We start from the raw sequence: 24,689 nt of genomic DNA on the forward strand, positions 1-24,689 counted from the left end.
ACTCACGTGAGGCTCAGGCGGCGTACTTGGTGACCAGCGCGCCCAGACGCGGGAGTGCCTCGGCAACGTTCTTCTGCGCAGAACCGCGCAGGCTGCCGTAGAACTTCTTCACGACGCTCTTGTCGGTGTCCTCGATGCGCGAGTCCGTCACCGACAGCAGCGCGTTCGACACCTGGTCCGAGTTCGCGACGAGGTAGTCGGAGAACGTCCCGGTGGGCGCGGCGTTGTAGGACTGCCAGAACGGCTCGAGCTGATCGACGAAATCGGGCCACAGTGTCTCGACGGCCTTTTCGATGTACGACGGTCCGACCTTCTTGACGGCTCCGTAGCCGCCCTTGACCGCCAGGCCACTGGCGCCCTTCTTGTCCGACACCTCGGCGTCGATCAGCGCCAGGACGTCGGGCAGCAGAACATCGCGCTTCGACTCGTCGAGCAACGATTCCCTGAGTGCAGCAACCACTTCGAATTCCTCCCGGAGGTTCAGTTTCTTCCTTCGAACCGGGGAAGACTACCGCAGGTAGGTGTATGTTCGCCGAACTCGCTCGTGCCACCACTGCACCCGCTCGGGTGCGGCGGCGAGTGCCGTCAACCTGTCCGGATCGGGTTCGACGGGCACGGCCGCGATGGTTCCGTCCACGATGTCGTGCCCGTCCGCGACGTCACCGGTGAACAGGCTTCCGGTCCCGAGGCCACACGCGAACTCCAGCCTGGGGATCGCGGCCGCAGCGGCGAGACCCGACGCCATCCCCACCGCGGAGTCGAGTGCACTCGACACCACGACGGGCACCCCGTACTCCTCGAGTTCACCGGCGAGCTCGAGGAGCGCCCGCATGCCACCGAGCGGCGCGACCTTGACGACGGCGACGTCCGCTCCGCCTGCGCGGACCACCCGCAGCGGGTCCTCGGCGCGTCGGATGCTCTCGTCGGCCGCGATGCGCACTCCGGGAAGAAGGCGTCGTAGTTCGACGAGCTCGGCGACCGTCGCGCAGGGCTGTTCCACGTACTCGAGGTCGCCGTCCTCCAGCAGCGCCGAGATGGCAGTCACCGCCTGCGGGACGGTCCACCCGCCGTTGGCGTCCACTCGGACGTGTGGAACGAGCGCGCGGACGGCTCGAACCCGTGCGACGTCGCCTGAGACGCTCGTCTCGAAACCGACCTGGCCTTTCTCGGCGACCTTGACCTTGGCGGTGTCGACGCCGGGGTACCGGGCCAGGATGCCGGGAACCTCGTCGGGGGTGACGGCGGGGACTGTTCCGTTGACGCGGACGCGTTCGCGATACGGCTGGGGAGGTCCGTCCCACGCTGCTTCGACGGCCGAGCGCAGCCAGTTCGACGATTCGGCGTCGTCGTATTCGACGAAGGGTCCGAACTCGCCCCAGCCGGCGGGCCCGTGGAACACCACCACTTCGCGTGTCGTGATGCCGCGGAACTTCGTGCGCATCGGCAGGGACAGCACGTGTGAGGACGCGAGAAGCTCCTCGAGAGGCGGTGTCACGGCTGGCCCTTGAGAAGTTGCACCATCAGGGCGTCGGAGTCCGCGAGTACGTTTCCGTCGAGGTCACGCAGGACGGCACTGATGAACGTCTTGCGGCCCTCCACTCGGTCGACGCTGCCCTCGACCACGAGTTCGGTGTTCAGTGGGGTGATCTTGCGGTAGTTGATGTGCAGGTATGCGGTTCGGCTGATCGGGCGTCCGTACGCGTGCTGGATCAGCCCGAACATCTCGTCGAACAGCAGCGGGAGTGTTCCTCCGTGCGCGGCGCCGTTCCCACCCAGGTGATAGCGGCGGAACACGCCTCGGCTGCGCACGCCTTCCGCGTCGAATTTCTCGATGCGCCACGGCAGCATCAGCAGTGATCCGCGGCCCGGCAGACGGATGGCCCGCCCGGCCGGAGATTCGCCTTCGGGAACTTGGAACGGGGCAAGTTCGGCGTTCATCGCCTCGACCTGCTCGGCGAGCTTCTCGGTCAGTTCCGGAGTGGGAGCGGTACTGACGGCGAGGTCCTGCAGTGTCCGCAGCGCCTCGACGAGGCGTCCCCACTCGGGGCCGACGTTCGCGGGGGTGAACTTCGGGAATCCGCCGTGGTGGGAGTACTCGTCCTGGCGTGCGTCTTCACTCATCTCTGCACCGTATCGTGCGGTCCGAAGCACTGGCTCTATCGTGGCCCAGGTGACCTTTACTCCTTCGCTCTGGCAGCCGGTTCCCGGGTTCGACGACCTCACCGACATCACCTATCACCGCCACGTCACCGACGACACCGTGCGGATCGCGTTCGACCGTCCCGAGGTCCGAAACGCGTTCCGGCCCCACACCGTCGACGAGCTGTATCGCACGTTGGAACACGCGCGCGTCAGCTCGGACGTCGGCACGGTGCTCCTCACCGGCAACGGACCGAGCCCGAAGGACGGTGGCTGGGCGTTCTGCTCGGGCGGAGATCAGCGCATCCGTGGACGCAGCGGCTACCAGTACGCCGAGGGAGACACGGCGGACACCGTCGACAAGGCCCGGGCCGGACGGTTGCACATCCTCGAGGTGCAGCGCCTGATCCGGTTCATGCCCAAGGTCGTCATCTGTCTGGTCAACGGCTGGGCTGCGGGCGGAGGCCACAGCCTGCACGTCGTCTGCGACCTGACGCTCGCGAGCCGCGAGCACGCGCGGTTCAAGCAGACCGACGCCGACGTCGGCAGTTTCGACGGAGGTTACGGCAGTGCGTACCTCGCGAAGATGGTGGGACAGAAGTTCGCTCGCGAGATATTCTTCCTCGGCGACACGTACACGGCCGAGGAGATGCATCGAATGGGCGCAGTCAACCGCGTCGTCGATCACGACGAACTCGAGAACGTGGCCATCGAGTGGGCCGCGAAGATCAACGCCAAGTCTCCGCAGGCGCAGCGGATGTTGAAGTACGCGTTCAACCTTCAGGACGACGGCCTGGTCGGCCAGCAGCTCTTCGCCGGTGAGGCGACGCGTCTGGCGTACATGACCGACGAAGCCGTCGAGGGCCGCGATTCGTTCCTTCAGAAGAGGGATCCGGACTGGTCGCCGTTCCCCCGCTACTTCTAAAGGTTTCATGTCCGTTTCTCGAAATCCCCTCACGCATCGACGCCGCGCACCGGACAGTGCGTGGTCGTCGGTGACGTCGTGGTTTCTGCAGAAGCACGACTACGAGTGGATGCGCGAGTTCCAGAACTCGCGGCCGTCGGGAAAGATCGTTCGGATCATCGTCGCCCTGTCGATGATCAACATCAGTGCGATGTCGTTCACGTCGCTGTTCGCGATCGGCGGCCCGACGGGTACCGCGGCGACTGCGCTGACGTTGACGCTGTGCACCGTCAACCTGATCATCGCTGCACTGTGGGTACTGCGGCCGTTCCCCGGGCGTCTCGGCGTGGTGTCGTTCGCGATCTACTCCGACCTGGGCGTCGCCGCCGCGCTGTCGGTCCTCGATCTCCGTAACGCGCTGCTCGGCTGTGTCCTGTACGCAGTGATCGGTGCGTTCGTGACGTTCTTCCTCAGCCCGCGCTGGGTGGTGTCGCACCTGATCTTCGCCTCCGGAATCGCGATCGGCTTCGCAGTCGCGATCTACGTGCGCGGCGACATGGACACGATCACCCTGCTCGTCCAGACCGACGTGGTGCTGCTCGGCATCATGAGTGTGCCCGTCACCTCGCACATCTTCCTGACGACGCTGTCCGCCGACGCGCGGAGTTCCAAGCTCGACCCACTGACGGGCCTGCTCAACCGTCGGGGTCTCGACGCCGCCCTCGAGGACCTGTGGCCGCGGGGACGCCGCGAAGGTCAGTGCGCTGCGGTGATCGTCGTCGACATCGACAACTTCAAGTCGGTCAACGACATCCACGGCCACGACGAGGGTGACGCGGTGATCTGCCGCGTCGCCGAGCGCCTCACCATGCATGTGTCGCGGTACGGAGCGCTGGGACGCACGGGCGGTGAGGAGTATCTGGCTGCGGTGGTGACGTCGAGACTGCACATCGACGCGCTTATCCACGGAATCAGGCGTGCCCTGCACGGTGAGGGCGATTCCGTTCCGGTCACCGTCAGCGTCGGCGCCGCGATTCTGTACGCCGAGTCCCCGCTGTGGACGACGAGCACGGACACGGTGAACACTGCGTCGAGAGTGGCCGACTCGATGATGTACGAGGCCAAAGCGTCCGGGGGCAACCGAGTGGTCACCACCCTCATCTGACCGTGTGCCGATCGACACCGTGCTTGATTGACACCGTGCCTGATTGAAACCTGACGAAGCGGCAATACACCGATCATGACGACCGACCGCCAGACCCCGTCTCCCGAACACCGACGACCGGACGGACTGTCCGACGACACCGTCGCTGCCGTCGGCAAGGTCTCCGAGGCACTCGAGACGATCGAACGCGCCCGCGGTCACCTGTACTCGTTCCACCAGCTGATGGGACACGCGGACCTGCAGCTCGGCGAGGCCGTCGATGCGCTGCGAGATGCCGGCAACACGTCGGCAGCCGACCGACTGTCGGAGGAGATGATCGGTCGCAACGCGATCGACGGCAGGTGGTCGTTCCAGATCGTGGAGGAGTTCGACGATCTCTACTGGTCGGCGTTCCGGCAGCACGAGAAGCAGACGAGGGACGAACTGCAGGAAGGGAAGCGACACGTCTTCGAGGCGGAAATGAAGGAGTCGCGGCGCACACACGAAAAATCGGGCCACGAAGCAACGCCCTGATGCTCACACACGTCGTGCAGGCTGTGGTATCGATGAGGCTGTGGTATCGATGAGGCGTGGAGATACTCAGCGGCCGAACGATCCTGCGTCCAGTCGACTACGAGAAGACTCTCGCGTTCTACCGAGACGGCCTCGGGCTCGCCGTGCATCGCGAGTACGGGGCGGGGACGGTGTTCTTCGCCGGGCAGTCGCTGATCGAGATCGCGGCTCACGGTAGTTCGGGCTCGGCGCAGGTGTTCGACGGGGCGCTGTGGCTGCAGGTCCGCGACGCGGAGGCCGCTGCCGACGAGCTTCGTGGTCGGGGCGTCCCGATCGAGCGTGACGCGAAGCAGGAGTCGTGGGGCCTGATCGAGATGTGGCTTCGTGATCCGGACGGGGTGCCGATCGTTCTGGTGGAAATTCCTGCAGACCATCCGCTCAGGCGGGACACGCGGGGCTGACGCCGGGAAGATCGCCGGTTCTCACGACCGTGTCGCGGCGACGACCCTGCGCACGGCTGCTGCCGACTGGGGCCGCGACCACAGAAACCCCTGTGCCAGAGTGCAACCCAGCTCCAGTGCGACGTCTGCCTGAGCTCGCGTCTCGATGCCTTCGATGATCATGACCAGACCGAGGTCGAGGGCGACGGTGGACAGGGCACGCAGCAGTGCCCGCCCGCGGGGGGTGTCGATGTACTTCGTCAGGTGTCCGTCGATCTTGATACCGTCGGGCTCGAACGTGACGAGGCGTTCCAACGAAGACCAGCCGGAGCCGAAATCGTCGAGCAGCACCCGGAATCCGAGCGCGTGCACATCGTCGATGTGTCTGCGGATGAGCGGTCCGTCGCTGACGGACGACGTCTCGGTCAGTTCCAGCGAGATCGAGCTCGGCGCGACGGAAGACATGGCGACGGCGCTCTGCAACTGAGCGACGGCGTCGGGGTGCGCGAGGTGGCGACCGGACAGGTTGACGCTCAACCTCAGGTCCGGTCGTGTCGTATGCCAGGCTTCCGCTTCTTTCACCGCGAGGCGCAGTACTTCGAGATCGATGTCGATGATCAGTTCACTCGACTCCGCGAACGGCACGAAGTCGGCGGGCGAGACGAGGCCTTTCCGCGGGTGGTGCCAGCGTGCCAGTGCCTCGAACCCGATGATCTCCCCGGTGCGCAGATCCACGACGGACTGAAACCACGGCACGATCTGGCCCGCATACAGCGCACCCGCAAGGTCGTGGTCGTTGTCGAGCTTCGCGGCCGTCGACCCGACTCTGCGATGCAGATCCAGCTGTTCTTCCAGGACGGACCCGTACTGCTCGAGCTCCTGCAGCTGACTGTCGCTGAGCTCGCGGGGCATCCTGTCGAGCAGACACAAGGTGCCGATGACCAATCCTTCACGCCCGCGCAGCGGAACCGACGCGTAGGACGCGACCCCGTTCTGGTCGAGAATGTTGCGTTGCCGCACCGTGGCGTCGACGCGATTGCGGGTGAACACGGCGGCCTTCTCACTGCGGACGACGTCATCGCACAGGGTGTCCGAGCGTTCGACCGTCGACACCGGCGGCCCGCCGATGTTGACGAGCGTGTACTGGGTTGTCTCGTCGAGGACGTTGAGCTGGGCGATGGCGAAGCCGACACTGCGTGCCGCGAGCTCCACCGTCGACCGCAACGCCGGGGTGGTCGCCTCGAGATCGAGATACCGGCGGGCGGAATCGCTCTGCCTGCGAGCCTGCGGCCGACGGGCAGCCGAGGACGGATCGTGCTCCATCGTCGTCTCCTGTCCCGCAGTCCCGGCCCTGCTGTTCGAGCCTTCTCGAAATCCGGCCGCACGTCAGCTTAGCGTCGGATTCCGGTCACACCGCCCGAACCCTGCCGATCACACCGACGGAATTCGGGTGTGAAGCAGTCTCCGCCGCAGAACAGCGGCCGCGAGACGCATCCCGTCGGGCGTGGGAGCGGGATCGTCGCCGTAGACGAGGAGGCCGAGCGCCGCCAGATCCTGCAGAACGTCGTCGCCGAGGGGTAGATCCTTGTCGGCAGCGTCGGGGCCGCCGACGTGCGACCACCCCTCGGCGGCCAACAGCTCGGTCACCAGAGGAGACGGATCGTCCGAGCAACTGCCTCGAGCGACGTCCGCCAACACGACCTCGGCCGCGATGGACTCCGGGTGGTACTCGGCGCCGACGAGCCGTTCGACGAGCGTCGACCACAACCGATCCGCGCTCATCTCCTTGGCGCGTGCCGTCGGCAGCAGGCGACCGTGGCGTTTCCGGACCAGACCCAACCGGAGCAGGAGTCGTCGGACACGGAGGACGGGCTCGGTTCCTCGTTCGTCGCCGACGGGAAACGGCCATTCCCGCGGTGTCCACAGTGTCCCGAGTGCCTGTTCGACGACCGGAGCGGGGAGATACCCCTTGTCGGTCAACGTGATTCCGTCGCCGACGATGGCGAGCATGCCTTCGAGTCGCTGGACGCAGCCGTAGGCCGGGGCGATCGCGTCGTGCAGCGCGGTGTTCAGGTCTCGGTAGAGCTCGACGCGCGGCGGGCTGTACCTCGTCCAGAGTGCGATCCGATGGTCGAGCAGTTGCTCGAGCAGAACACCACCGGCACGCTCGGATCGGAGGACCGAGTCGGTGATCCGTCGACGTTTCGCGGCGACCGCCGAGTCCCGCAGAGGCTTGCCGTCGATACCGGAGGACTGGAATTCTCCTGCGACGGAAGCGACTTCGAGGGTTTCTCCGATGAGGTCGACCATGGCGCGTTCGGCCCCTTCCGGAACGTCCTGCCAGGTGATCAGGTCGCTGTCCTCGGGTGCGACACCCGAGGCGTTCACGGCGCGTTCGACGCGTTCCTGCCGACTGCCTTCGTCGGTGGTCGTCAGTAGCTCGCGCGTCCGTTCGCTGCGCGCGATGTCGGCGTACCGGGCGTGCCCGAGCCGATCGAGAAGTTCTGCGAGCGCTTCCGCGATGTCCCACGCACGATCCGGGTCCCCCACCGATTCGCCGAGGTAGGACCACAGAAACGTCTGCACCGAGATCTGCGTCGGACCGCCGGGTGGCGAGACCGCACGCAGCCCCTCCCATCCCAGCGCCGCATCCGCTGCCGACGCAGGGTCGACGGAGTCCAGATACGACAGGGCTGCGGCCACTGCGTCGTCGATCTGCATGCCGTCCACTGTCCCACAATCGTGCGGTCCGACCCGCCTTCGGAGCCGAGTGACGCACGCCTCTCACAAATCGGGCAATTAGTGCAAAAAGGTGAACGGAAGATGAACCAGAGGCGTCGTCGAAGAACCCGAGAAGAACACTCTGAGCAAAATTATCCGAACGGGCACTCGGTACCCCACACTTTCAAGACGTGAGCGCAGAATTCCTCGTACTTCTCGTGGTGGTCGTAACGGCACTGGCCTTCGACTTCACCAACGGTTTCCACGACACCGCCAACGCCATGGCGACGTCCATCGCGACCGGGGCACTCAAGCCCAAGGTTGCCGTCACGTTGTCCGCCGTCCTCAATCTCGTCGGCGCCTTCCTGTCCGTCGAGGTGGCCGCCACCGTGGCCAAGGGCATCGTCAACCTCGGCGACACCGGCGGACAATCCCTCCTGACCATCATCTTCGCCGGCCTCGTCGGCGGCATCCTGTGGAACCTCGCGACGTGGCTCCTCGGAATCCCCTCGAGCAGTTCCCACGCTCTGTTCGGCGGCCTCATCGGCGCCACCATCGCCGGCCTCGGCACCTCCGGTGTCGTGTGGGACGGAGTCTGGAGCAAGATCGTCCTTCCGGCCGTCCTCGCGCCGGTCGTCGCAGGCCTCGTCGCCGCCGTCGGAACCTGGGGTGTCTACCGCATCACGAACGCCATCCCGGAGAAGAACAAGGAACGTGGATTCCGTTGGGGCCAGATCGGTTCCGCCTCACTCGTGTCGCTGGCCCACGGAACCAACGACGCACAGAAGACCATGGGGGTCATCTTCCTGGCGCTCGTCGCCTACGGAACCGTGACGCCGGACTCGGAGATGCCCCTGTGGGTCAAGGTCACCTGCGCACTCGCCATCGCGCTCGGTACTTATCTGGGCGGCTGGCGTGTCATTCGCACGCTCGGCAAGGGACTCGTCGAGATCGCGTCACCGCAGGGCATGGCGGCGGAGTCGTCCTCGGCAGCAATCATCCTGACCTCCAGCCACCTCGGACTTCCTCTGTCGACGACGCAGGTCGCGACCGGATCGATTCTCGGATCCGGCATCGGCAAGCCGGGAGCTCAGGTCCGCTGGGGTGTCGCCGGCCGCATGGCCGTCGCCTGGGTCATCACCCTTCCTTCAGCGGGCATCGTCGGAGCCGTCTGCTGGTTCCTCGCTCACATCGTCGGCGGCCTGCCCGGAATTCTGCTGGTGTTCGCCATCCTCGTCGCACTGTCGGCGCTGATGTACATCCGCTCGCGCCGCCAGCCCGTCGACCCCGACAACGTCAACGCCGAGTGGGACGGCGGCCTGATCCCGGCCGACGAGAACACCCCGAGCAAGGTTTAGGACTGACATGGAAACCCTCACCCACACCCTCGATTCGCTCTGGCAGGTAGTACTCGTCGGACTGCTGCTCGGTGCAGGACTGCCCGCCATCTTCGCTCTGGGGCTCAGAGCACTCTCCACCGGCGACATCGCCGAGGACGGCACCGTCCGCGCTCGCCCGGCCGCGGCCACCGCAGCCGGCATCCTGTGCTTCGCCGTCGTCGTCGTCGCCATCGTCGCGGGAATCCTCTTCATCATGAAGAACTTCCTGGACAGCACCTTCGGCATCTCCGTCTTCTGAGAGGCATGACCATGACCGAGACAGCAACCTTCCCGGCGTCGGTGCTTCAGTGGCTGCGCGCGGGCTACCCGGAGGGCGTTCCACCGAAGGATCGTTTTCCTCTGGTGGCGCTGCTTCGCAAGGCGGCACTGACCGATGCTCAGGTCCACGAAGTCGTGCTCGGCCTCGTCGCACCCAACGGCGGCGCGCTCGAGGACGGTGCCATCACCAACTCCGAGATCACCGACTACATCCGCGAACTCGTCGACCACGAGCCGACGGCAGACGACATCGCCCGCGTCTCGGCGAAGTTGGCGTCGGGCGGTTGGCCTCTCGCGGAACGCCCCGGGTTCACCCCAGAGTGACGGACGGTGGGGTGTGATGGCTGTGCCCTCGTTTCTCCAGTCGATTCTGGAGTGGCTTCGAGCGGGGTATCCGGAAGGTGTGCCGGATGCGGATTACGTTCCGCTACTGGCTCTTCTGACTCGACGGTTGACCGAGGACGAGATCCAGGCCGTCGTGGATGCGCTCATCGCGGGAGGTCAGTTGCCCGCCGACAAAGCGGGTATCGCCGTCGTCATCACGAAGGTCACCAACGAGATGCCTCGCGAGGAGGACATCTCGCGAGTTCGATCGAAGCTGGCTGCGGGTGGTTGGCCATTGGCGGATCCGTTCACGATCTAGAATTTCGCCTGTGAGCGTGCTCGAAGAACTGAAGATCCCCACCGGCGACGCCGCGGCAGCTATCCTGCCGCGGCTTGTCGACGTTCTGGATGGCTCGTCGCCCGCGGTGCTCCCGGTTCCCGCTTCGGATCCACGCGAGACGCAGAGGCTGCGCGACGCTCTGGCCCCGGGAACCGAGATCGAGGACGGCGCAGCGCTCGTCGTCGCCACTTCGGGTACGACGGGCACGCCGAAGGGAGCGATGCTGTCGGCGTCGGCGCTGCGCGCGAGCGGTGAGGCCACGGCGGTTCGGCTCGGTGGTCACGGATCGTGGCTTCTGGCGCTGCCTGCGCATCACATCGCTGGGCTCCAGGTCCTGATGCGCAGTGTGTTGGCGGGCACCGATCCGGAGATCGTGGATGTCACAGGCGGGTTCGACACGTCGTTGCTGCCCGACGCGATCGGGCGGATGCGCGGTCCTCGATACACCTCACTGGTGCCGACGCAGTTGGTCAAGGTTCTCGACGATGCGGCGGCGACCGAGGCGGTCGCCTCTCTCGACGCAGTACTGCTCGGCGGTGCGGCGACACCGATTCCGTTGCGCGAGCGCGCTGTTGCCGCGGGTATTCGGCTGATCCGAACGTACGGGATGAGCGAGACCGCAGGCGGATGCGTCTACGACGGAGTTCCGTTGGACGGCACTCTGCTTCGTATCGACTCGGGACGAGTGGTGCTGGGTGGGAGCACGATCGCACTGGGGTATCGAGGCATGCCGGATCACCCTGCGTTCGCCGAGCCCGGTTGGTTCCGAACCGACGACGCCGGGGCGGTCTCCGGCGGCGTGCTGTCCATTTCCGGGCGTCTCGACGAGGCGATCTCCACCGGTGGGCTCACCGTCGTACCTCAGGTGGTCGAGGCGGCTCTCGCGACGCATCCGCTGGTACGCGAGTGCGCAGTTCTCGGATTGCCGGACGAGCGACTCGGCCAGAAGGTCGTGGTGGCAGTGGTAGCCGATGGGCCACTGACACTCCACGATCTGCGTACGCACGTTGCCCCGACCCTGGATGCCACAGCCGCACCGCGGGAGCTGTATCTCGTGGACGCCCTCCCCACCCGCGGACCGGGCAAGCTCGATCGTGCCCGCCTGCGCGAGATACTGACCGCGTCGAGCCCGAGCCGGTGAAGTCGACCGCCCGGCGCACGGTGTGCAAGCATTTCCGGTCATGAGCACATTGGTTTGCTTTCACGCCCATCCCGACGACGAGGTCTTCACGACCGGTGGCGTCATGCGTCTCGCGGCGAACGCCGGCCACCGCGTCGTACTGGTGACGGCGACGGACGGAGCACTGGGCGAGTTCCCGGACGGCATTCTGTCCGACGGCGAGTCGCTCGCGGAACGCAGGAGGACCGAGTTGCAGAAGTCGGCCGACGCTCTCGGTGTCAGCCGAATCATGCTGCTGCACTACGCGGATTCCGGCATGGCGGGCACTCCGCAGAACGATCTGGGCACGGCGTTCTGCAACGCCGACGTCGACGAGGCGGCAGGCCAGCTCGCGGCCGTGTTGGAGGAGGAGCGGGCGGATGTGTTGACCATCTACGACCCTCACGGTGGTTACGGGCACCCGGACCACATCAAGGTGCACGTCGTCGGGCTCCGGGCGGGCGAGCTGGCCGGCACGACGCACATCTACGAAACGACCACCAACCGCGATCACATGAAGCGGCTGATGGAGGCCAACCCCAATTGGTCGGACGACAGCACCCCGCCGGACGTGGAGAGCTTCGGTCTGCCGGAGTCGGAGATCACGACCGTCGTCGACGTCAGCTCGGTGATGGATGCGAAGCGACGAGCAATGGAAGCGCACGAGACCCAGGTCGGCGATTTCGGCCCGTTCCTGCAGATGCCACCGGAAATACTGGCGAGTGTGTTCGGACGCGAGTGGTTCCGACGCGTCGGCGGTGGCCCGGGGCTGACGGAGACGGTGCTACCGCTCTGACCGCGCGCACGGTGCAAGCGTCGTGCATGCACCGTGCAAGCGGCTGGGTTCACGCTGGTCGTCATGAACCCAGCCATCGAGGCAGACGGCCTCGTCAAATCGTTCGGCGCACACCGCGCCGTCGACGGTGTGTCCCTCACCGTCCCCACCGGCTCCGTGTACGGAGTCCTCGGCCCCAACGGAGCAGGCAAGACCACCACCGTCCGAATGCTCGCGACTCTCCTGCGTCCCGACGCAGGTTCGGCGCGCATCTTCGGCCACGACGTCACCCGCGAGTCGACGGCTGTCCGGTCCCTCGTCGGTGTGACCGGGCAGTATGCGTCCGTCGACGAGGATCTTTCGGCGACGGAGAATCTGATCGTCTTCGCGAGGCTGCTCGGTCGTAGCCGGAGGGACAGCCGACTGAAGGCAGCCGAGCTGCTCGAGGAATTCGGTCTGACCGAGGCCGCGACCAAGCCGCTGAAGAACTTCTCCGGCGGTATGCGTCGACGCCTGGACTTGGCGGCGAGCCTCATCTCCTCCCCTCCACTGCTGTTTCTCGACGAACCGACCACCGGGCTCGATCCCCGCACCCGCGCCCAGATGTGGGACACGATCCGACGCCTCGTCGCCCAGGGATCGACGGTCCTGCTCACCACGCAGTACCTCGACGAGGCCGATCAGTTGTGCGACCGCATCGCGGTCATCGACCACGGCAAGGTCATCGCCGACGGCACGGCGGACGAATTGAAGTCCTCCGTCGGATCGTCGTCGTTGCAGTTGACGTTGCGTGAGCCGACACGGTTCGCCGAGGCGCGGTCCATCGTCGCCCAGCAGTTGGGAGTCGAAGTTCAGATCACCCCGGAATCGGGTCGTCTGACCGCACCCATGACCGATGCGTCGCAGACACCGGACATTCTGATTCGTCTGCGCGACAACGGTATCGATGTCGACGAGATCACCGTCACCAAACCCAGCCTGGACGAGGTCTTCATGACCATCACCGGCCGCGACGAGAACGAGGCAGCATGACCACGACAATCGACCGACCAGCCGCGGTACAACCGGACCTGAATCCGACGCGCCACATCTCGCTACGCCAGTCCTTCGCCAATTCGTTCACGATGGCGTACCGAGGACTGCTCAAGTTCAAGCACAACCCGGAGCAACTGTTCGACGTGGTGTTCCAACCCGTCATCTTCACGTTGATGTTCAGCTACATCTTCGGCGGCGCGATCAGCGGCGACGTGTCGAGCTACCTCCCGTTGATCATTCCCGGCATCCTCGCGCAAACGGTCATCACCACATCCGTAGTCACCGGTACGCAGTTGCGAGAAGACATGGACAAGGGCGTGTTCGACCGTTTCAAATCGCTTCCCATCGCGCGCATCTCACCGTTGGCCGGTGCGTTGACCGCCGATGTGGTGCGGTACTTCATCGCCACCGTCATCACGTTCGCGACGGGTTTCGCGATGGGCTACCGACCGGAAGGCGGTGCACTGGGCCTCGTCGCCGCGGGGGCTCTCGTGATCTTCTGCGCCTGGGCCATCAGCTGGATCTTCGCCCTGATGGGTGTCCTGATGAACAAGGCGTCGTCGGTGCAGGGCATCTCGATGCTCATCCTGTTCCCGCTGACATTTCTGTCCAACGCATTCGTTCCCGTGGACACGATGCCGGGCTGGCTGCAGGCATTCGTCAAGGTCAACCCTGTCTCGCACCTGGTCACCGCGGTGCGTGACCTGGCGAACAACGGCACCGTCGGCATGGACCTGGTGTGGTCGCTCGTCGGCGCGGCGGCTGTCGTCGTGATCGTCGCCCCGCTGACGGTCAAGGCCTACATGCGCAAGGCGTGAGCCTCAGAGCCGGAGCAGTTCGCACACTTCCGCGAGCGCTCCGGCTCGGCTCGTCGACTCGGTTCGTGTCAGTTCGGCATCGACGACGTCCGCGCCGAGCATGGCTCGGGCTGCGTCCAGGTGCCGATCGATCCGCATGGACGGGTAGTCCTGCCTCGCTCGAAGCTTGCGGGACAGCGCGATCAGCGAGACACCGCCACCGGCGTCGCGCCCGGATTGCACCAGGTACGAGCCGAGCGCACACGCCACCGCACCCAGTTGCGGCAGATCCTGAAAACCCACCGGCCCCAACCGCAGCGAGGCCGCGGCGCCCAGATCGGCTGCCTGCGAGTCGATCTCACCGGTGGCGCCGTGCAGGGCGTGGGCGGCGACGGACGCGCTGGCGAGCATCGTGATGTACGGGTCGCCGCGTCGTTCCTCCTCGAACCGTGCACCGTCGATCGCCCGCCGGTACAGCAGTAGCCCGCTGGCGATCTTCCCTTCTGCCAGATCGGCTTCCGCCCGCGTCGCGCCGAGGGATACTGCCCGCTGATCCGCGTACTCGGCATCCGAGGACAACGCCGAGCCGGATCCGGAGCCCAACTCGGTGATTCGATCGAGCACGGCCCGCCCCTCGTCTACACGTCCGGCCGCGATCATCGACGCACCGGCGAATCCTCGGGTCTGCACCGATTCGTCGTAGGCGTGCATGTCCCACAGCAGATCCGCGGCGAGAGTGTAGTTCTCGATTGCGTCGTCCGCCGCTCCCGCCTGGCCGTGGATGCTGCCGAGAGCCTGCGCCGACGACGCGACACTCCACAGGTCTCCGCGTTCGGCAGCCAGTAGTTTGGCTGCCTCGGCGTCGGATGCCGCCTCGTGGAGGTGGCCGTAGTTCTCGTGCAGCGACGCTCTGATCATGAAGGCTGCGTTGCGCACTGCCGGATCCGCCGACCGCGTGCCGTGCGCGAGCATCCGAGCGAGCCCACGTCCGTCGGATCGTCCGAGCAGCGCCGCGGCGACGAACCTCAGGCTCGCGTCGATGCCGTTCCTGGACCCGACAATTCGACGCAGCCGCACACGCATTCGAGCCGATGACCTAACGTCGGCGTTGTACCCGACGTGCGCAAGCAACACCAGGTGGGCGAGCACCATCGAATTGTCGTCGACATCGCGCACGCCGTCACCGTCGAACGGGGCCTCCGTCATCCGCGGCGCCCAGTTCAACACCTCGGTGTGCGCGCCGCGCATGGACCACGAGCAGGCCAGTATCGCGAAGACCGAGTACGCTGCGGCCCAACGCTTCTCCTGCAACGCACTGCGCAGCACGTCGACGATGTTGTCGTGCTCCGCCTCGATGGAGGCGGTCGCCACCATCTGCCTCGACGCCCGGAAGTCGACCTCGGCGACACCGGCAACGTGCACACCCCACTCGATCAGCCGGTCGGTCACCAGCGCCGAATCGGCGGCCGAGAGATGCTCCTCGCCGAACTCCCGCACGGTCTCGAGCATGTGGTACCGAACTCGACCGTCCCGGTCCTCGACCGTCAGCAACGATTGTCCGACGAGCCCGTCCACCGCGTCGGCGACATCGGCGATGTCGATGTCGCCGAACCCGGCCACGCGAGCCGCAGCGTCGGCGGTGAAGCCCGCCGGGAAACGGCACAACCGGCTGAGCACCGCACGATGCGCGGGGAGCAGGAGGTCCCAACTCCAGTCGATCACCGCGCGCAATGTGCGATGCCGCTCGGGCCTCGTCCGATCACTGCTGCGCAGCAACGAGAATCGGTGCTCCAGACCGGCGCCGATGTCCGCGACACTCATGGTGCGGACCCGAGCCGCGGCAAGTTCGATCGCGAGCGGCAACCCGTCGAGCGACCGGCACAGGCTCGCGACGTCACCCCGGTCGAACGTCACGCCGGGACGCACGGCCCGAGCACGCGCGACGAACAACTGCGTCGCGGCCGAGTCGTTCCCGTCCGTCTCGAGTGCAGGCAGTTGGTACGTCGCCTCCGCGGTGATCGCCAACGGTGATCGCGACGTCGTCAGGACCGTGACGTACTCACTGGCGGCGACCAACTCGTCGACGACCTGCGCGACGTCGTCGACGACGTGCTCACAGTTGTCCAGGACCAACAGGCCGGGCGCGACGGACAGCGCGTCACGCAGACGTTCACCCGCGGTCTGCACCCGCGTGATCGGAAAACCGGTCATCTTGAGGTCGGATTCGCTCAGGCCGAGGGTTCCGGTGATCGCCGACGCGACGTCCTCCCCTCGCCTCAGGGACGCCAGTTCGACGAAGGCGACCGGCATGCTCGCGGCGGCACGCCGACCCAGTTCGTGTGCGATGCGCGTCTTACCCGCGCCGCCGGGCCCGACGATGGTCGTCACGCGCGCCTCTCGCATCGTCGCTTCGATGGCATCGATGTCCGCACCGCGGCCGATCAGGGCGTTCGGCGATGCTCTGAGCCCGACCGCGGCTTGGGTCCTCGGCGCAGGAGCAGGAGCCTGCAGGAGCTCTACGTTCAACTCCACCAGCGCAGGCGACGGATCCGCACCCAGGGTGTCCACGAGGAGGCGTCGAACACGGGCGAACACGGCCAGGGCCTCGTTGGTCCGATCGAGCGCGCGAAGGCAGCGCATCAACTCCGCAGCGACCCCCTCGTCCAGTGGATCGTTCTCGTGCGACGCGGTCAGCAACGGCAATGCGGCCCGGTGGTCACCTCTCCCGAGGTGGGCCGCGATCTCGACCGAGGTGAGGTCCACGGAAAGAGCGTCGGACCGACGGCGGAGATCCTCGACGATCGGGAGATCACCGAGGTCGGCGCCCGGCTCACCGCGCCACAGTTCGCGGGCGTCGGCGACGGATGTCAGCGCCTCCGTGTGGTCACCGCGTTCGACGTGGCGTCGGGCAGCCGACAACAGCGACGTCGCCTGCGTCAGGTCGACGCTGTCGACGCCGAGAACGAGCGCATAGCCGCTCGGGCCCACATCGAGCGCCCCGGAGGGAAGCAGTGACCGAAGCCGCGAGATCTGGGTCTGCAGGGCGTTCTTCGGTGAGCGGGGCGGCTCACCCGGCCAGACGTCGTCGACCAGCGCAGCAACGGACCGTCGGCGACCGGGATCGAGAGCCAGCGCCACCAGCAGAGCCCTCGCCCGAGCGCCCGGCACCGACACGAGCACACCGTCGATCCGTGTCACGACAGCACCGAGCAACCCCACCTCGACGTCGGGACGTGGGGTCGGCCTGATGTCGGCCGCGCGCTGGTCGACGGGTTGCGTGTGCACTGCGGGCAATCGTAGTCAACGGTCGACATCACCTGCATTTTCACCTTTCAGTCGGTTATGAGTCGGAAAACAGACCGATTGACGGTATGGTGTGACGGGTCGGGGATCGGAACGCTCACTGGACGGGAGGCCACGAGCAACGATGGGTTCGTCAGTCGGCATGTCCATGGGTGCGAGCGGCATCCGCGCGGTCCGGACGTCGGACGGGCATTCGTTCACCGTCGAGACTTTCCCGTCGGCGCGGTCCGTCCCGGACGCCGAGGACGTCGCGCACGCAATTCGCGCCATCGTCGATCGGCCGGATGCACCGACGTCGCTCGGTGTCGCCTTCCCGGACCCGGATTACAGTTCCGCCCTCAAGACCGCGCTGGTCGAGGAGTACGTCTCCGAGGTGCACATCATCTCGGAGATCTCCGGCACCATCGAGAAGCTGCGGGCCGATCCGGAGTTCCGATATCGCACGGTCGCGTTGTACGACCTGGGCGCCACCGGCTTGGAAATGACCATCGCGGACATCGACAGCGGGACGATCTACGCGGCCACCCGATCCAACGAGCTCAGTGGCTCGTCCATCGACTGGACCGTTCGTGAACACCTGCTGACGCTCGACATCCTCGCGGAACCTCGCAACCACGAGGAAGAAGCCTCACTGCTGGATTTCAGCCGGGAGATCAAGGAAGCCCTCACCACCCACGAGGCGACGCAGACCTCCGACGGTCAGTTCCGATTGATGGATCGGCGCATGTTCGACCTCCAGATCATCCGCCCCGCCGAGCGCACGGCCATCGCGCTGCGCGATCTGGCCGAGATGTCGGAGATACCACCCGAGGTCGTCGTCGCCATCGGCGGCGGCGCACGAATTCCGCTCATCCGGGACGTCCTGAGTCGCTACCTTCGCATTCCCGTCGTGGTGCCCGACGCCCCGGAGCTCATGGCCGCCGAGGGTGCTGCGCTGTACGCGACGAGGGTGGACGGTGCCAGACCGCCCGCGCCGACGGTCGCGAAACGCAGTGCTCGCACGTTGTTGACGCCGTTGCTCAGGTTCGGCCTGCCGTCTATCGTCGCCATCGGCTTTCTGTCCTGGATGGTGTGGCCCGACGACGGCACCGACCGCACTGTGGCGGGTACCCCGGTGACCACCATCGCCGACACCGCGTCGACGACGAAGGTGACCGCGTCCGACGAGCCGACGGCGTCTGCAGCCGACAAGTCCGCACCGCCGGTCGCGCCGACTGTCACGGCAACGACCACCGCGGCGCCGCAACCGGACCCCGAAGCACCTGCGCCGCACTCCGGCAACGGTGGCGGTAGTTACGGCGGTGGTAGCTACGGTGGCGGTAGTTACGGTGGCGGTAGCTACGGCGGCGGTTACGTGGCTCCTCCGCCGCCTCCCCCGCCACCGCCTGCCCCGTTCGGGCTTCCGCGTATCGAGCTGCCTCAGATCCAACTACCCCCGATTCCGCGCCTACCGTTCCCGTGATCGGCGTGCTCGGTACCTCACCGACACGCGCTCGGAGTCGATAGGCAAGGATCGAGCCATGGCCACCACAGCACATTGGATCGAGGGCGCACGCCCGCGGACCCTCCCGAACGCCATTGCACCGGTTCTCGTCGGCACCGGCGCGGCGGCGTCGATCGATGGGGCCGTGTGGTGGAAAGCAGTGTTGGCGCTCGTCGTATCTCTCGCGTTGATCATCGGCGTCAACTTCGCCAACGACTATTCCGACGGCATCCGTGGGACCGACGACGAGCGAGTCGGGCCGTTGCGTCTCGTGGGCTCCGGTGTCGCGTCGCCGAGGGCAGTCAAGTCCGCTGCCATCGGATGCTTCGCCGTCGGCGCCGTCGCCGGGCTCGTCCTCGCGGCGACATCCGCGTGGTGGCTCGTGGTCATCGGCGTCGTCTGCATCGCAGGCGCATGGTTCTACACCGGCGGCAGCAAACCCTACGGCTACAGCGGGTTCGGCGAGATCGCAGTGTTCGTGTTCTTCGGTCTGGTGGCGGTGCTGGGAACTCAGTTCGTTCAGGCCGGCCGGATCGACTGGGCCGGTGTTGTCTCGGCGGTGGCCGTCGGCTCGTTCTCGAGCGCAGTTCTGGTGGCCAACAATCTGAGGGACATCGACACCGACCCGGATTCCGGCAAGAACACACTCGCGGTCCGGTTGGGAGACACCCGGACTCGCCTCGTGCACCTGGCGTTGGTCGTCGCTCCGTTCGCGGTCACCGTAGCGCTCGTCGCGCGCACACCGTGGGCCCTGATCGCTCTGATCGCACTGCCGCTCGCCGCTCGGGCGAACAAGCCGGTCCGGTCCGGAGCAACGGGCCTCGCGCTGATCCCCGCCCTACGTGACTCCGGGCTCGCGATGCTGGTGTGGGGACTCACGACCGGCATCGCACTCGCCGTCGCCTAGCCTGCCTCTCTGTCTGTCTGTCGCCCAGCCTGCTGGGGCTCAGCGCTCCTCGGGAACGAACGCACCGAGCAGGAAGTTGACGATCGAGATGATCAACGCGCCCCAGAACGCTGCGCCGAATCCGCTGATGAGCAGACCGTAATCGGTGGCGGTGGAGATCCACGCGCTGAGCATCAGCATGAGGGCATTGATGACCAGGGTGAACAACCCGAGCGTCAGAATCAGAAGCGGTAGCGACAGCAGCTTGACCACTGGCTTGATGAATGCGTTCACGATCGTGAACACCGCGGCGATGCCCGCGAGGACCACCAGGTCCCATCCGGTGCCGCGCCCGGAGCTGGCCAGGTCGATGCCGTCGACCCACTGCGCCGCGAGCCAGATCGCAATTGCATTGATGACGAGCCGTACCAGGAATGTCATGCCCACACCCTATGCGAGCACACATCCTCGCCCCAGGACTCGAATCCGGTCACGACGCGAGACGCGCGCGCAATCCGTCCGGGTCGTCGAGAACTCCGTTCCGCTCGAGATCTCCGGCTCTGATCAACCCGAGCAGGACGTGCTTGCAGCGAATTTCGGAGTCCTTGGCGGCAAGTGCCTCCACCAACGACAGTTTCAGTGCCTTCCTCGATGCCGACGCGAACGCGAGGTGCCCCGTCCTGCGCCCGAGCCATCCTCGTTTCTCGCTCCGTGGTCGATCGAGTGCCCCTGCACCGAACGACGCTTCCAGGCTTGCCCGCACTGCATCGAGATCGATCCCGATCGAACCGAGCGCTTCGGCATCGCTCGCGCCGAGGGCGCCGCCGTCGGGTAACGACGTACGCACCGAATCGCGGGTGTATCCCTCGTCTTCGAGTACGGCCTTCAGGTCGCGGTCGGCAGAGGAAAGCACGCCCAGGAACACGTGCACGGGTTCGATCCGCGTCGCGTGCAGTTCTCGGGCCTCCGTCTGCGCGGCGAGGACTGCCATCCGCGCCTCGTCGGTGAATTTCTCGAACATCGCCGTCCTCCCTACGTGTCGTGCGTCAGATGTTGTTGTGCTTCTTGTGCACTGCTTGTTTGCTCACGTCGAGCGAGTCGGCGATCGCCTGCCACGACCAGCCTTGCCTGCGTGCGTTCGTGACCTGAATCGCTTCGAGCCGCTCGAGGAGTCGCCGTAGGGCCAGTACCGCCCGGAGCCCTTCCTTCGGATCGGGGCTACCTGCCGCAGCCGCCAGAGTCGTTGCTTCCGTCATGTCGTCAACTTAAGTTGACATTGCCCTGTTGTCAACCCTGGTTGACGACAATGCCACTCCCTTAGGGTGGAACCCATGACCGCGAACCTGACCCGAACCGAGACCAGACGCCGCGCCCGCCACATCACCGGCGTGTCGTATCGGGTCGAGCTGGACCTGCGGGAAGCATCCGAAGCCGGGGCGACCACCTTCGGCACCCGCACGACCCTCGAGTTCGACGCCACCACCGAAGCGACATGGTTGGACTTCATCGGTCCCGAGGTCCGTTCCGTGACCGTCGACGGCACACCCGTCCCCGTCGACCACGACGGTTCGCGCATCGGACTCATCGGCCTCGGTGGCCACCATGTAGTCGTCGTCGACGCAGTGGGTCGGTACAGCCGATCCGGCGAGGGGTTGCACCGGTTCGTGGATCCCGCCGACAACGAGGTCTACCTCTACACGCAGTACGAGCCCGCCGACGCCAGACGAGTCTTCGCGAACTTCGAGCAGCCGGACATCAAGGCGCCGTTCGTATTCGAGGTACAGGCGCCCGAGAAGTGGCAAGTGCTGTCGAACCGCACCGGCACCAGATCCGGCTCCACCGTCACGTTCGAACCCACGTTGCCGATCTCCACGTACATCACGGCCGTCGCCGCCGGGCCGTACCACCGCGTCGACTCTTCCTGGCAGCGAGGAGAACTCACCGTACCGTTGGCTGCGCTGTGCCGCGCATCCCTTGCCGAACACTTCGACCCGGACGACATCTTCGAGATCACCAAGCAGGGCCTCGACTTCTATCACGATGCGTTCGACTTCCCGTATCCGTTCGGGAAGTACGACCAGATCTTCGTCCCGGAGTACAACCTGGGCGCAATGGAGAATCCTGGCCTCGTCACGTTCACCGAGTCCTACGTGTTCCGTTCCGCGGCAACGGAAGCGCAGTACGAACAACGCGCCAACACCATCCTGCACGAGATGGCGCACATGTGGTTCGGCGACCTGGTGACCATGGAGTGGTGGGACGATCTGTGGTTGAAGGAATCGTTCGCCGACTTCATGGGCGCGTTCACCTCGGCTCGCGCAACGCGATTCTCCGACGCGTGGGTGAGCTTCGCCAACCGTCGGAAAGCCTGGGCCTACCTTCAGGACCAACTGCCGACGACGCACCCCGTCGTCGCCGACATTCCGGACCTCGAAGCAGCGAAGCTCAATTTCGACGGCATCACCTACGCCAAGGGGGCCAGCGTCCTCAAACAACTTGCCGCATACGTCGGCGAAGACGCGTTCTTCGAGGCCTCGCGGCGTTACTTCGCGGAATTCGCCTACGGGAACACCACGCTCGCGGATCTTTTGACCCACGCTTCGGCGGCGTCGGGACGAAACCTCGACGAATGGGCGTCGGCCTGGCTCCGAACGACGGGCGTGTCGACGCTGTCCTACACCGGATCCGCCGTCGAACAGACCGATCCACGTCCGCACCGCCTCGCCATAGGACTGTACGACGAGGACTCCGACGGACACCTCGTGCGGACCGGCCGTCACGAGATCGACATCACCGATGCAACCACACCCGTCGATCTACCCAGCGCTGCACTGACTTTGCTGAACGACGACGATCTCACCTACGCGAAGATCCGCTTCGACGACCGCTCGCTGGAGACGATCAGAACATCGCTCGGGCGTCTGATCGATCCCCTGGCGCGCGGGTTGGTGTGGTCGGCACTGTGGAATGCGACGCGCGACGCCGAGCTGGACCCCGCGATCTACCTCGACATCGCGTCGAGATTCGCGGGATCGGAGCCGAAGGTAGGCATCGCGGGCGCGGTGGTGGCGAACAGCCAGTACGCAGTCGATCATTATCTGCCCGAAACCGGCTCGGCGGCGGCGGATTGGCTCGCAACGTGCTGGAGCAGGCTCGAAACCGCGGACCCGGGCAGTGACGCACAGATCGTCTGGTTCCGAGCGGTGGCGTCGGCGTCGCAGAGGTCGGATGTTCGGGCCGGGCAGATCGAGCGCGTCGTCGGCGGCACCTTGCCGATCGAGGGAATCGATCTCGATTCCGAGCAGCGATGGCTGTTGCTGCGTTCGCTCAGCGCCCTCGGCCGTACCACCGTGGCGCGCCTCGATGCCGAGCTGGACACGGACGCGACGTCCTCCGGCCGAAACTCCTACCGTGCCGCCGTCGCCGCGCAACCGACGCCCGAGGCGAAGGCACGGGCCTGGGCCGACGTGATCGACTCCGACGAACTGTCCAACGACGCCGTCGACGCCACACTTGCCGGTTTCCGTGCCGGCGGCCGTGAGCTGTTGTCCTCGTTCGACGATCGCTACTTCGACGTCATAGCCGACCTGTGGTCGACCCGCAGCATCGAGATCGCCCGCCGGCTCGTCGTAGGCCTGTTCCCGCAGCAGGATTCGACCGACGCCGCCGACGCGTGGCTCACGGCCCACGAGTGGGCACCGGCCGCGTTGCGCAGGCTCGTCGTCGAGCAGCGTGATCACTTGGCCCGGAGTATTCGCGTGCGTCGGGCGTTCAACCGGTAGGTTTCCGCCAGACCGACACGTGCTTGACGCTGTCCGATGTGAAATTCGACCGATCCCAACCGGCCCACCGACTCTCGAGCCTCATCCCGGCTATCCGGGCCATGAGGTCGAGCTCGGCGGGCCAGACGTAACGAAAGGGAATGCGGCGGAAAGACCCTGAGCCGTCACCGGAGACCGTCACATGAGTCGAGGTGAACTGTTGCGTGGCGACGTCGTACCGATCGAACCCGACATACCCACCGCCGTCGCCCGCATCGTTCACCGCGAACGGGACCGTGTCTTGACCGGGCGGTAGCCGGCGCACGTCCGGCACCCCGACTTCGACTAGGAATCGTCCACCCGGACGTAGGTGGGATGCGGCGTTCTCGAACACGGCCACCTGCCCGTCCTGAGTGGTCACATTTCCGATCGTGTTGAACACCAGACACACCAGGTCGAACTCACCGTCGACCTGTGTCGAGGTCATGTCTCCGATATGCACCTCGACCGACTCTCCACCAGGTTTGGCTGCAATTCTCGACGCCATGGCACCGCTCAGCTCGATGCCGCTCACCCGTAGCCCGCGCAACGCCAGCGGTGCAGCGATCCGTCCGGTCCCCACGGCGAACTCCAGGACCGGTCCATCCGCCAACCGCGCCAGCAGTTCCACCGCCGGATCGATTGCCGCAGAATCGTTCTCGCCTCCTGGATCGTCGTATCGCGCGGCCACGCTTTCCGGAAACCACCCGTCCATCGGATCGTCGGTGGAATCGTTGTTCACTGTCATAGTGGCCGGACGCTACACCCGTGGCGCGGTGCACTTCCAGCGCTTTTCGAGGGAAACCGCAGGTCGAACCGGCTTTCTGCGGTTCGTGTCGGACCCTCTCGGTATATTCGAAAGTATGTTCGATACGGGGGTTTCGGCGGGATCGAGTACGGCATGCGTGGCCGGCTTGGCAGGCTACGCCGCGGTATGCCGGGTACAGGAGAACATCGCCCGCGCCAGAACGGTGGAAGCGGTGTGCGAAATCGCCGACATCCGCCTCACCGACGCCGACACCACTGGTGGTGATCCGTTGACCGTTCTGGCGCAGGTGGTCACCGAGGTGGCGGTGACGCTGGGCCTGTCGCAGAGCGCCACGCGACCGTTGCTGACCGTCGGACAAGAGCTGTCGCGGATGCCGCTCACAGCACTGCGGTTCGTCCTCGGCGGAATCGACTGGCCGCGGATCCAGGTACTGACCGCCGTGCTGGGCAAAGCATCCGATGCCACCATCGCAGCCCTCGAACACGAGGCCGTCGCTGCA

25 protein-coding genes and 1 pseudogene are annotated in these 24,689 nt (G+C 66.0%); 16 read left to right on the plus strand and 10 right to left on the minus strand.

Going from position 1 to position 24,689, the window contains the following annotated elements:
* Positions 1 to 13: 13 nt before the first annotated feature.
* The 3 genes from BH95_RS13880 to BH95_RS13890 are packed head-to-tail and all read right to left on the minus strand — an operon-like array spanning position 14 to position 2,121.
* Positions 14 to 460 carry a DUF6918 family protein gene (locus BH95_RS13880; RefSeq protein WP_019666448.1) on the minus strand — a complete coding sequence of 149 codons (447 nt, stop codon included), beginning with the start codon at positions 458 to 460 and terminating at the stop codon, positions 14 to 16.
* A 48-nt stretch (positions 461 to 508) separates the two neighbouring features.
* Entirely contained in the window at positions 509 to 1,495 is a 987-nt protein-coding gene (locus tag BH95_RS13885) for an o-succinylbenzoate synthase (protein ID WP_037182748.1), read from the minus strand.
* Positions 1,492 to 2,121, minus strand: coding sequence for a PaaI family thioesterase (locus BH95_RS13890; protein ID WP_037185140.1), 630 nt, complete (start codon positions 2,119 to 2,121; stop codon positions 1,492 to 1,494). Before BH95_RS13890 ends, BH95_RS13885 begins: the two co-directional genes overlap by 4 nt.
* 49 nt (positions 2,122 to 2,170) lie before the next feature.
* Here BH95_RS13890 and BH95_RS13895 point away from each other — a divergent pair, with 49 nt between their 5' ends.
* From BH95_RS13895 to BH95_RS13910, 4 genes are all read left to right on the plus strand, one after another.
* Positions 2,171 to 3,064, plus strand: a complete 894-nt coding sequence (locus tag BH95_RS13895) for a 1,4-dihydroxy-2-naphthoyl-CoA synthase (RefSeq protein ID WP_027498938.1) — start codon at positions 2,171 to 2,173, stop codon at positions 3,062 to 3,064.
* A gap of 7 nt (positions 3,065 to 3,071) precedes the next feature.
* Positions 3,072 to 4,208, plus strand: coding sequence for a GGDEF domain-containing protein (locus BH95_RS13900; protein ID WP_244164961.1), 1,137 nt, complete (start codon positions 3,072 to 3,074; stop codon positions 4,206 to 4,208).
* 75 nt (positions 4,209 to 4,283) lie between these two features.
* Entirely contained in the window at positions 4,284 to 4,721 is a 438-nt protein-coding gene (locus BH95_RS13905; RefSeq protein WP_019666453.1) for a hypothetical protein, read from the plus strand.
* Between the two features lie 56 nt (positions 4,722 to 4,777).
* Positions 4,778 to 5,161, plus strand: a complete 384-nt coding sequence (locus BH95_RS13910) for a VOC family protein (RefSeq protein ID WP_019666454.1) — start codon at positions 4,778 to 4,780, stop codon at positions 5,159 to 5,161.
* A 21-nt stretch (positions 5,162 to 5,182) separates the two neighbouring features.
* Here BH95_RS13910 and BH95_RS13915 read toward each other — a convergent pair whose 3' ends face one another.
* A complete protein-coding gene (locus BH95_RS13915; protein WP_019666455.1) occupies positions 5,183 to 6,463 on the minus strand; it encodes a sensor domain-containing phosphodiesterase in 1,281 nt (426 codons plus the stop codon).
* A gap of 108 nt (positions 6,464 to 6,571) precedes the next feature.
* Complete coding sequence (locus tag BH95_RS13920) at positions 6,572 to 7,861, minus strand: hypothetical protein (protein ID WP_244164963.1); 1,290 nt, start codon at positions 7,859 to 7,861, stop codon at positions 6,572 to 6,574.
* Between the two features lie 191 nt (positions 7,862 to 8,052).
* Here BH95_RS13920 and BH95_RS13925 point away from each other — a divergent pair, with 191 nt between their 5' ends.
* From BH95_RS13925 to BH95_RS13960, 8 genes are all read left to right on the plus strand, one after another.
* On the plus strand, positions 8,053 to 9,219 hold the full coding sequence (locus BH95_RS13925; protein ID WP_019666457.1) for an inorganic phosphate transporter: 1,167 nt from the start codon (positions 8,053 to 8,055) through the stop codon (positions 9,217 to 9,219).
* Between the two features lie 7 nt (positions 9,220 to 9,226).
* Positions 9,227 to 9,499, plus strand: a complete 273-nt coding sequence (locus BH95_RS13930; protein WP_019666458.1) for a hypothetical protein — start codon at positions 9,227 to 9,229, stop codon at positions 9,497 to 9,499.
* Between the two features lie 11 nt (positions 9,500 to 9,510).
* The gene (locus tag BH95_RS13935; RefSeq protein WP_026348033.1) at positions 9,511 to 9,843 is read left to right on the plus strand and encodes a DUF3349 domain-containing protein; all 333 of its coding nucleotides are present in this window, start codon (positions 9,511 to 9,513) and stop codon (positions 9,841 to 9,843) included.
* 16 nt (positions 9,844 to 9,859) lie between these two features.
* A complete protein-coding gene (locus tag BH95_RS13940) occupies positions 9,860 to 10,162 on the plus strand; it encodes a DUF3349 domain-containing protein (RefSeq protein WP_019666460.1) in 303 nt (100 codons plus the stop codon).
* 10 nt (positions 10,163 to 10,172) lie between these two features.
* Positions 10,173 to 11,324 (plus strand): o-succinylbenzoate--CoA ligase, encoded by a 1,152-nt coding sequence (gene menE / locus BH95_RS13945; protein ID WP_037182756.1) that lies wholly within the window; start codon positions 10,173 to 10,175, stop codon positions 11,322 to 11,324.
* 40 nt (positions 11,325 to 11,364) lie between these two features.
* On the plus strand, positions 11,365 to 12,138 hold the full coding sequence (locus BH95_RS13950) for a PIG-L family deacetylase (protein ID WP_037182758.1): 774 nt from the start codon (positions 11,365 to 11,367) through the stop codon (positions 12,136 to 12,138).
* Positions 12,139 to 12,201: 63 nt separating this feature from the next.
* On the plus strand, positions 12,202 to 13,149 hold the full coding sequence (locus tag BH95_RS13955; protein WP_019666463.1) for a daunorubicin resistance protein DrrA family ABC transporter ATP-binding protein: 948 nt from the start codon (positions 12,202 to 12,204) through the stop codon (positions 13,147 to 13,149).
* The gene (locus BH95_RS13960) at positions 13,146 to 13,970 is read left to right on the plus strand and encodes an ABC transporter permease (protein WP_019666464.1); all 825 of its coding nucleotides are present in this window, start codon (positions 13,146 to 13,148) and stop codon (positions 13,968 to 13,970) included. Before BH95_RS13955 ends, BH95_RS13960 begins: the two co-directional genes overlap by 4 nt.
* Positions 13,971 to 13,973: 3 nt before the next feature.
* On the opposite strand, the gene BH95_RS13965 is transcribed toward BH95_RS13960, so the two are convergent.
* Positions 13,974 to 17,234, minus strand: a complete 3,261-nt coding sequence (locus BH95_RS13965; RefSeq protein ID WP_033188730.1) for an ATP-binding protein — start codon at positions 17,232 to 17,234, stop codon at positions 13,974 to 13,976.
* A 142-nt stretch (positions 17,235 to 17,376) separates the two neighbouring features.
* On the opposite strand from BH95_RS13965, the gene BH95_RS13970 reads away from it, so the two are divergent.
* Entirely contained in the window at positions 17,377 to 18,714 is a 1,338-nt protein-coding gene (locus BH95_RS13970; RefSeq protein WP_037144873.1) for a hypothetical protein, read from the plus strand.
* Positions 18,715 to 18,772: 58 nt separating this feature from the next.
* The gene (locus BH95_RS13975; RefSeq protein ID WP_020112502.1) at positions 18,773 to 19,642 is read left to right on the plus strand and encodes a 1,4-dihydroxy-2-naphthoate polyprenyltransferase; all 870 of its coding nucleotides are present in this window, start codon (positions 18,773 to 18,775) and stop codon (positions 19,640 to 19,642) included.
* A gap of 39 nt (positions 19,643 to 19,681) precedes the next feature.
* Here BH95_RS13975 and BH95_RS13980 read toward each other — a convergent pair whose 3' ends face one another.
* From BH95_RS13980 to BH95_RS13990, 3 genes are read right to left on the minus strand one after another with little or no spacing between them, the layout of a single operon-like run.
* Positions 19,682 to 20,062 (minus strand): phage holin family protein, encoded by a 381-nt coding sequence (locus BH95_RS13980; protein ID WP_037185144.1) that lies wholly within the window; start codon positions 20,060 to 20,062, stop codon positions 19,682 to 19,684.
* Positions 20,063 to 20,111: 49 nt separating this feature from the next.
* Positions 20,112 to 20,642 (minus strand): Clp protease N-terminal domain-containing protein, encoded by a 531-nt coding sequence (locus BH95_RS13985; RefSeq protein WP_037182761.1) that lies wholly within the window; start codon positions 20,640 to 20,642, stop codon positions 20,112 to 20,114.
* A 25-nt stretch (positions 20,643 to 20,667) separates the two neighbouring features.
* A complete protein-coding gene (locus tag BH95_RS13990; RefSeq protein ID WP_019666470.1) occupies positions 20,668 to 20,877 on the minus strand; it encodes a hypothetical protein in 210 nt (69 codons plus the stop codon).
* Positions 20,878 to 20,952: 75 nt separating this feature from the next.
* Between BH95_RS13990 and pepN the strand changes: the two genes are divergently transcribed.
* Positions 20,953 to 23,403 carry an aminopeptidase N gene (gene pepN, locus BH95_RS13995; protein WP_037182764.1) on the plus strand — a complete coding sequence of 817 codons (2,451 nt, stop codon included), beginning with the start codon at positions 20,953 to 20,955 and terminating at the stop codon, positions 23,401 to 23,403.
* Here pepN and BH95_RS14000 read toward each other — a convergent pair.
* A complete protein-coding gene (locus BH95_RS14000; protein ID WP_037182767.1) occupies positions 23,393 to 24,169 on the minus strand; it encodes a class I SAM-dependent DNA methyltransferase in 777 nt (258 codons plus the stop codon). The two genes, pepN and BH95_RS14000, sit on opposite strands and share 11 nt — an antisense overlap.
* A 115-nt stretch (positions 24,170 to 24,284) precedes the next feature.
* On the opposite strand from BH95_RS14000, the pseudogene BH95_RS29550 reads away from it, so the two are divergent.
* Positions 24,285 to 24,689, plus strand: a pseudogene (locus tag BH95_RS29550) (hypothetical protein); the annotation flags it as partial.

It is taken from the genome of Rhodococcoides fascians A44A, from assembly GCF_000760735.1.
GTDB classification, from domain to species: domain Bacteria; phylum Actinomycetota; class Actinomycetes; order Mycobacteriales; family Mycobacteriaceae; genus Rhodococcoides; species Rhodococcoides fascians_E.